Below are 7,736 nucleotides of genomic sequence, written 5' to 3' on the forward strand. Positions count from 1 at the left end.
ACCGCCCGCTCTTCCTGCGCACGGGCGCCCGTGATAGCGGGTGGTTGAGAACCGCTCGCAAATGACACGCCCCCTCCCCGCTTCTGCCCTGGACCCGGCAGCCGCCGGCCCCGGCCCCACGGCGCCGCGGCGCCGCGGCCGAGCACCGTTCTGGACGCTGCTCGCCCTGCCGCTCGCAGCGCTGATCGCGGCGCCGATCCTCGCGGTGGCGGTGACCGCCGCGGTGCCGGCGGGCGCCGTGTGGCGGCACATCGCCGCGACCACGCTGCCGGAGATGCTGGGCAACTCCGTGCTGCTCGTCCTGCTCGTGGGGGCGATGACCGCGTCCTGCGGCGCGGTGGCGGCCTGGCTGGTGACGGCCTGCCGCTTCCCCGGGAGCCGGGCGCTCGACGTCGCGCTTTTGCTGCCGATGGCGATGCCGGCCTATGTCTGCGCCTATGCCTACACTTGGCTGCTGGACGCGGCCGGGCCGGCGCAGACGGCGCTGCGCGACCTGACCGGCCTGCGCTGGGGCCAGTATTGGTTCCCGGAGATCCGCAGCCTGCCCGGCGCCGCCTTCGTGCTGGCGATGGTGCTGTACCCTTACGTGTATCTGCTTTGCCGCGGCGCCTTCCAGCAGCAGAGCGTGTGCCTGGTCGAGGCGTCGCGCACCCTCGGCCACAACCTGCCGCATTGCTTCCTGCGGCTCGCCCTGCCATTGGCGCGGCCCGCCATCGTAGGCGGCGTCGCGCTGGCGTTGATGGAGACCTTGGCCGATTTCGGCACGGTCCAGTTCTTCGCCGTCCGCACCTTCACCACCGGCATCTACGAGGCGTGGTTCGGCCTCGGCGACCGCGGCGCCGCGTCCCAGCTCGCCGTTTGCCTGATGGGGTTGGTGGCGGCGCTCCTGGCGGTGGAGCACATGCTGCGCGGCGGCCGGCGCTACCACCCCACCACCAACCGGCAACCGCCGGTCCGTCCCGTCGCGCTCTCCGGCTGGAAGGCGGCGCTGGCTTTCGCCGTTTGCGCCGCGCCGGTGCTGCTGGGCTTCGGCGTGCCGGCGGGGGCGCTGCTGACGCTCATGGTCGAGGTCGGCGATCCCCTCGAACCGCGGCGCTTCCTGCCCTTCGCCACCAACAGCCTGCTGCTGGCCGGCACCACGGCGGTCGCCGCGGTGGCGGCGGCGGCGCTGCTCGCCTGGGCGGCGCGGCTGCATCCGGGCTGGCCGCAGCGCTTGGCGAAGCGGATCGCCGGCTTGGGCTACGCCGTGCCGGGATCGGTGATAGCGGTCGGGACTCTGGTGCCGCTCGGGCTGCTGGACAACGCGATGGACGGCTGGGTGCGGGCGCGCTTCGGCGTGTCCACCGGCCTGCTCCTCTCGGGCGGCGCGGCGGCGCTGGTCTTCGCCTACTTGGTCCGCTTCCTGGCGGTCGCGTTGTCGGCGGTCGAGTCCGGTCTCGGGCGCATCCGGCCCAGCCTCCGCGACGCGGCGCGCGTGCTGGGCTCGCCCGTGGGGGCGGCGGTGCGCCGGGTGGAGATGCCGCTCGCCCGCCCGGCCCTGCTTACCGCCGGCCTGCTCGTCTTCGTGGACACCATGAAGGAGTTGCCGGCTACGCTCATCGTCCGCCCGTTCGACTTCGACACCTTGGCGGTGCGGGTCCACAGCTTGGCGGCGGACGAGCGCTTGGCGGAGGCGAGCACGGCGGCGCTGCTGATAGTTGTAACCGGCCTACTTCCAGTAATGGCGTTGGCGCGGGCGGTGCGGCGGTAACACAGGTCGAGTAACGTCCATCACAAGGCCGAGGGAACCCCTCCGTTACCTCCCGCCACCATGAGTTGTACGGTAAGGTCCAACCAACAAGAAATCCGAACATTGTATCCATTTTTCTTCGTGGCCGGGACGGGAAATGTTGGGCCTTCTTACGCAGACGAATCCTGGCGCCGCCGCGCCCACGTGCGCTCGCCTAGCTCGGCCACCGACCGGGACTAGGTTGCATGCTAATTTATGGATATCGATCGCCCCCGTTGCGTCGGAGCGTGCGGCTTGATGACACGGGGAGCGGCGTTGCGCGTGCTCATGGCGGAGGACGAACCGCTGGCCGCGGAGGTGATCCAGGAAGGGCTGGTCGAGGCCGGGTTCGAGGTGCTCGCCGCCAACGACGGGCAGGAAGCTTTCGAACTAGCCTCCGGCGGCGCCGGCTTCGACCTCCTGCTAACCGACCTCAAGATGCCCCGGCTGGGCGGCAAGGAACTGATAGCGAAGCTGCGCGCCCGCCGCCCGGACCTGCCCGTGGTGGTGATGACCGGCTACCCGCCGCCGAACGGCGCCGCTTCGCTCCAAACCGGGCGCGGCCCGATGCGGCTGCTCACCAAGCCGATCGGCATCGCGCCCATCATCGCCGCCTTGTGGGACGTCGCCGGCCGCGGGTAAGCGCGGACGCCGCCGCGGCGCTTCGCCCGCTCGCAACCCCGTCGACGCCGCGGCCGGAGTTTGCGACGCCTGCTAATTGTGGCCGCGCGTCAGCGCAGCGGCGGCGCCCACATCAGGCCGCCTTGGGAAGCGAGGCGGTTCGCGCCGCGGTCCAGACCGAGCGGGGCGAGGTTGCGGTCCCAAATCTCGGCGTAGTTCCCGACCTGCTTGACGGCGTTGGAAGCCCAGGCGTTGTCCACGCCGAGCGCCTTGCCGAGGTCGCCTTGCGCGCCCAGCAGGCGTTGCAAGGCCGGGTCGGGGGAGCGGCGCTTCTCGTCGGCATTGGCGCTCGTGACGCCCGCCTGTTCGGCGGCCAGGAGCGCGGCGCCGGTCCAGCGCACGAGGTCGAACCAGCGGTCGTCGCCCTTGCGGACCATGGCGCCCACCGGCTCGCTGCCGATCCGGTCGGGCAGCAGGGAAAGGCCGGCGTTGGGCTGGCTGGCGCGGAAGGCGGCGATGTAGGAGGCGTCGTTGGCCCAGGCGTCGCAGCGGCCCGCGAGGAACGCTGCCTGGGTTTCGGACACGCCGCCGAACACCGCCGGCGTGAAGCGCAGGTTGTTGGCGCGGAACCACTCGGCGACGTCGAGCTCGGTGCTGGTGCCTTGCAGGAGGCAGACGGTGGCGCCGTCCAACTGCTTCGCCGATGACACGCCGGCGTCGGACTTCACCACGAAGGCGGTGCCGTCGTGGAAGTTGATCCAGGCCATGAGGAGGCCGAGCGAGGCTTCGCGGGTCAAGGTCCAGCTTGTGTTGCGGACCAGGAGGTCCACTTCGCCCGATTGCAGCGCGGTGAAGCGGGCCTGGGGCGAAAGGGGCACGAAGCGTACCAGCTTGGCGTCGCCCAGAGCGGCGGCGGCGACCGCGCGGCAGGTGTCGGCGTCGAGGCCCTGCATCTCGCCCCGGCTGTCGGGCAAGGAGAAGCCGGGGGACTCGCCCGACACGCCGCACAGCAAGAGGCGGCGCTCGCGCACGGCGTCCAAGGTGGGGGAGCCGGACGGGGCGGCGGGGCGTTGCTGCTGTTGGGCCTGGGCCGGGACGCCACCGGCGAGGGCGCTGGCCATGAGGACCGCCGCTGCGGTGGCCAAGCGGGGAAGAAGGCGTTTGTGGTTCATGGGGCGCTCCGTCGCGTCGGGCGGCAACGCGCGAAGCCGGCTTTGGTGCGGCGGGAATCGGCAGCGCCCCCTCGCCGGCCTTATAGATCCGCATCCCTATGCTCTTCCTGCCAATTCAAGTCGTCATCGCCGACTGGAGCGCGGGGCCGGCGGGCCGCAAGCGGAGCGCGCAGCGCAAGCCTTCGGGTTCGAAGCGGGTTTCGGCTTCCATGCCGGCTTGGCCCGCCAACCCGCGTTCCAAGAGGCGCAGCCCGAAACCCTTGCGAACGGGCGGCGCCGGTATCGGCGGACCGTCCCGCTCCGCCCAAACCACGCGCTGCGCCCCCTCTTCGGCCGGGTCCGGGCCGCAGCACACCGACACGCGGCCGCCCGGCTCCGAAAGGGCGCCGTGGCGGAGGGCGTTGGTGGCGAGTTCGTGCAGCGCCAGCGCCAGGGTCAGCACCTGGGCGGGCGCGAGGAGCGCGCTCGGCGCACGACCGGCGCGGAGGTCCACGCGACCGGAACCGCAGGGCTCCACCGCGGCGCGCACCACGGAAACCATGGGTGCGCCCTCCCAATCCCGGCGCGTCAGCAGGTCGTGCGCGCGGGCGAGCGCGAGGAGCCGGGCCTGGAAGGCGGCGGCGAAGGAGGGGAGGTCCGGAGCGCCGCGCGCCGTCTGCGCCGCGAGCGACTGCACGACCGCGAGCGTGTTCTTCACCCGGTGGTTCAGCTCGCCGATGAGGAGCGCCCGCCGCGCCTCCGCCCTCGCGCGCTCCGCCGCGAGTTCCAACCGGAGCCGGCCCAGGGCGTGTTCCGCCTTCGCGCCCGCGCCGCTCCCCGCGCCGCCGGAGGCCCGCCGCGCGGCGGCGATCTCCGCCGCGAGTTCCGCGAGCGACTGCTCAACGGCGTCCGGCGTCGCCTCACCGGCGCGATCCTGGCTCTGGTCGGGGCAGACGGACGAGGTGAAATCTCCTTGTTTCATGCGCGTAGTCGACCTTCAGAGAGCAGCGGGGACGTCCGCTTCGGTTGAACAAAAAATGGACGTTTCGTAACTTGGCGAGGCTCTTGAGGCCTACGTGCAGGCCGCCGTACCGGATGCATTTTGATTGGGTGTTATTTCATATATTTACGCGGCGGGTTTCTCCCGCCGGCTGAGGGGATGCCGCTTGATCCACGAAGCGGAACCCGGCACCCGATTGGCTGCCGGCCGGGGAGCCCCCATCTTTCGGCTTTACGCCGGGACCGCCCTCGATTTGCCCGATCCGACTCAGCCCTCCGCCACGCCCGATTTCCTTCAGCACGACCGCCCGCCGGTGCCCGACATCGTGGTGCCGCGCGGCGTGCAGCCCTTCCACCTGCACAACAAGCCGGTGCGCGGCCGGCTGGTGCGGCTCGGGCCGCTGGCCGACGCGCTGTTGACGCGGCACGACAACCACCCCGCCATCGCCCGGCTGCTGGGCGAGACCCTGGCGCTCTCCGCCGGCTTGGCGGCGGCGCTGAAGTTTCGCGGCAGCTTTTCGGTGCAGGCCAAGGGCGACGGCCCGGTCTCCATGCTGCTGGCCGACTGCACCGAGTCCGGCGCGCTGCGCGGCTACGCGCGGGTGGACGGCGGGCGGTTGGGCGCCATGCTGGACGCCGCCGCGCCGGAAGCGCCCGGCGCCGGCGCGCTGCTGGGCGGCGGCTACCTGGCCTTCTCCTGCGACCAGGGGCCGGACATGGAGCGCTACCAGGGCATCGTCTCCATCGAGGGCGGGACGCTCATGGAGATGGCGGACCACTACTTCCAGACCTCGGAGCAGCTCCGCACCCACCTCCAACTCGCTTGCGCGCGCACGCCACACGGATGGCGGGCGGCGGCGCTGATCCTGGAGCGGGTGGCGCCGGAGGGCGGCATCGTCGGGCCGGAGGTCGAGGCCGAGGAGGCCGAGGACGCGTGGCACACCGCCCTCGCGCTCGCCGGCACCTTGACGGAGGAGGAGCTGCTGGACGACGGGCTGCCGGGGCCCGAGCTGCTGCGGCGCCTGTTCCATGCCGAAGGGCTGGCCGTGGACCGCCCGCGGGCGCTGGCCTACGGGTGCCGCTGCTCGCGGGCGCGGCTCGCCGGCGTGCTGTCCGGCTTCGGCGGCGGCGACCTCGACCACATGGCGCAGGACGACGGCGCCATCACCATGACTTGCGAGTTCTGCAACATCGACTTCCGCTTCGAGCGGGCGGAGGTGAGGGCCGCGGAGGGCAAAGGCGGCGGCGCGCACGCGTGACAGGCGGACGCGGCGCCCTCCACGTCGCGGCCTTGTGACGGCCGGGGGCGCACCGCCCGCACCCCCGCCGCGGCGGGTGAAATAGCATGCACCTCGGCATCGGCGGCCGGAGCCGTGCGCCGCCGCCGGGGAGGATGACATGGACATCGCTGTGGACCTGGGCGCGGCCGCGCTGCAGGCGCCGGCCGAAGCTCACACCGCAGGTCGGGGCGGCGAATGGGCCGCTCCGCACGCCATTCCTGTACCGGCCGATCGGGACGCACTGGCGGAAGCGATCCGCCGCATCCTGGAAGGGAAGCACGCGCCGCCGTTCCCGGCCCCTTCCCCGCCGCCTGACGATCGCTTCGTCTTCAGCGCGGAGGACGGCTCCAACGGCCGCGAACTCTGGGTGACGGACGGCACCGCCGAGGGCACGTCCTTGGTGCGGGACATCAACCCGGGCGCGGGCGACGCCTTTCCGTTCTCCTTCCCGGGTTCGTTCGGCGCCCTCGGCGACGGCCGGGCGCTGTTCGGCGCCGATGACGGCTCGGGCGGCGGAGTCGAACTCTGGATCACGGACGGGACCGGGGCCGGCACCCGGTTGGTGGAGGATTTGACGACGGGCCCCTTCGGCGGCGACCCGCGCTCCTTCCTGCCGCTCGGCGACGGGCGGGCGCTGTTCGCGGCCGGTGACGCGGCCTTCGGCCGCTCGCTCTGGGTCAGCGACGGCACCGCCGAGGGCACCCGGCTGGTTTCGCCGCAGACCAACGGCCGCTCCTACATCGAGTCCGATTTCGGCCTGCTGCGCGAGGGCGAGGCGCTGGTCGGCTCCTTCGACGCCGGCAGCTACGTCGTGCTGCGCACCGACGGCACGGAAGCGGGCACCCGCTCCATCAAGGACTTCGGCTCCGCGGAGTTCAGCCCCTTCGGCCTCTACCCGCTCGGGGACGGGCGGCTCCTGTTCCGGGCGGAGGAGGCGGGGAGCGGCGCCGGTGCCGAGTTGTGGATCAGCGACGGCACGGAAGCGGGCACCCGGCTGGTGAAGGATCTGAACCCCGGCGAAGGCGCCAGCTTCCCCGCCGCCTACCACGCGCTCGGCGACGGGCGGGCGCTGTTCGGCGCGTTCGGCGGAACCGCCGCGAACGGGCTCTGGATCACCGACGGCACGGAAGCCGGGACGGCGTTCCTGGCGGATGTCCGCCCGGTCCTCGGGCCCGGCGGCGTGGCCGGCGCCTTCGCCGACCTCGGCGACGGGAGGGCGCTGTTCCTGGGGAGCGACACCGCGAACGGCACCGAACTCTGGGTCACGAACGGCACCGCCGCGGGCACCCGGCTGGTGGAGGACATCAACCCCGGCCGCGACAGCGGCGCGTTCGGGATCGCGCCGTTGGGCGCCGGACGGGTGCTGCTGATCGGGTTCGACGGGGCCACCGGCATCGAGCCCTGGATCAGCGACGGCACGGCCGAGGGCACCCGCTTGCTGAAGGACGTGCGGCCCGGCACCGGCCCCGGCTCTTCCAGCGACGCGGGCGGGCTCGCGCCCTTCGCAAACGGGGCGCGCGCGCTGTTCGGCGCCAACGACGGCTTCCACGGCCGCGAGGTCTGGATCACGGACGGCACCGGGGACGGCACGCGGTTGGTCGAGGACCTGCGGCCCGGGGCGGAGGGCAGCGCCCCGGGCCAGTTCGTTTCCCTGGGCGCCGGCGACGGCGGCCGCGGCGGGATGCACTGGCACTGGTTCGACCCGTTTGGTTGACGGCCTCGGGCCGGGCCGCGGCCCCGTCCAGGGTCCGCGGCGACGGCGCGGCGCCCGCGTTTCCAACCGGGCCGGGGTTGTTCTAGCTTCGCCGCCATGACACCCCGGGCCTCGCGGCGCGGCGGGCCGGCGGCCCGCCGATCCTTCCTGTTGTTGCCGCCGGCCGTGGCGGCCGCGGCGGCGTCCTGCGCGCGGCCGGAGCC

At 72.9% G+C, this 7,736-nt stretch carries 6 protein-coding genes; 4 read left to right on the plus strand and 2 right to left on the minus strand.

Features of this window, described 5'->3' with window-relative positions:
- Positions 1–61: 61 nt before the first annotated feature.
- Together ABD067_RS17910 and ABD067_RS17915 are read left to right on the plus strand one after the other, a co-directional pair.
- Positions 62–1,750, plus strand: coding sequence for an ABC transporter permease (locus ABD067_RS17910; RefSeq protein WP_343896732.1), 1,689 nt, complete (start codon positions 62–64; stop codon positions 1,748–1,750).
- 276 nt (positions 1,751–2,026) lie between these two features.
- A complete protein-coding gene (locus ABD067_RS17915; protein WP_343896733.1) occupies positions 2,027–2,410 on the plus strand; it encodes a response regulator in 384 nt (127 codons plus the stop codon).
- An 89-nt stretch (positions 2,411–2,499) separates the two neighbouring features.
- Here ABD067_RS17915 and ABD067_RS17920 read toward each other — a convergent pair whose 3' ends face one another.
- Entirely contained in the window at positions 2,500–3,561 is a 1,062-nt protein-coding gene (locus ABD067_RS17920) for an amino acid ABC transporter substrate-binding protein (protein ID WP_343896734.1), read from the minus strand.
- A 115-nt stretch (positions 3,562–3,676) separates the two neighbouring features.
- Positions 3,677–4,522 carry a sensor histidine kinase gene (locus ABD067_RS17925; RefSeq protein WP_343896735.1) on the minus strand — a complete coding sequence of 282 codons (846 nt, stop codon included), beginning with the start codon at positions 4,520–4,522 and terminating at the stop codon, positions 3,677–3,679.
- A 271-nt stretch (positions 4,523–4,793) separates the two neighbouring features.
- On the opposite strand from ABD067_RS17925, the gene hslO reads away from it, so the two are divergent.
- Together hslO and ABD067_RS17935 are read left to right on the plus strand one after the other, a co-directional pair.
- On the plus strand, positions 4,794–5,798 hold the full coding sequence (gene hslO, locus ABD067_RS17930; RefSeq protein ID WP_343896736.1) for an Hsp33 family molecular chaperone HslO: 1,005 nt from the start codon (positions 4,794–4,796) through the stop codon (positions 5,796–5,798).
- Between the two features lie 139 nt (positions 5,799–5,937).
- Entirely contained in the window at positions 5,938–7,533 is a 1,596-nt protein-coding gene (locus ABD067_RS17935; protein WP_343896737.1) for an ELWxxDGT repeat protein, read from the plus strand.
- Positions 7,534–7,736 lie beyond the last annotated feature (203 nt).

The organism is Craurococcus roseus (genome assembly GCF_039523795.1).
Lineage (GTDB): Bacteria > Pseudomonadota > Alphaproteobacteria > Acetobacterales > Acetobacteraceae > Craurococcus > Craurococcus roseus.

Bases quoted from the DNA above. Each gene is read 5' to 3' on its own strand.
- ABD067_RS17910 (WP_343896732.1), top strand. From the start codon at position 62: ATGACACGCCCCCTCCCCGCTTCTGCCCTGGACCCGGCAGCCGCCGGC.
- ABD067_RS17915 (WP_343896733.1), top strand. From the start codon at position 2,027: ATGACACGGGGAGCGGCGTTGCGCGTGCTCATGGCGGAGGACGAACCG.
- ABD067_RS17920 (WP_343896734.1), bottom strand. From the start codon at position 3,561: ATGAACCACAAACGCCTTCTTCCCCGCTTGGCCACCGCAGCGGCGGTC.
- ABD067_RS17925 (WP_343896735.1), bottom strand. From the start codon at position 4,522: ATGAAACAAGGAGATTTCACCTCGTCCGTCTGCCCCGACCAGAGCCAG.
- ABD067_RS17935 (WP_343896737.1), top strand. From the start codon at position 5,938: ATGGACATCGCTGTGGACCTGGGCGCGGCCGCGCTGCAGGCGCCGGCC.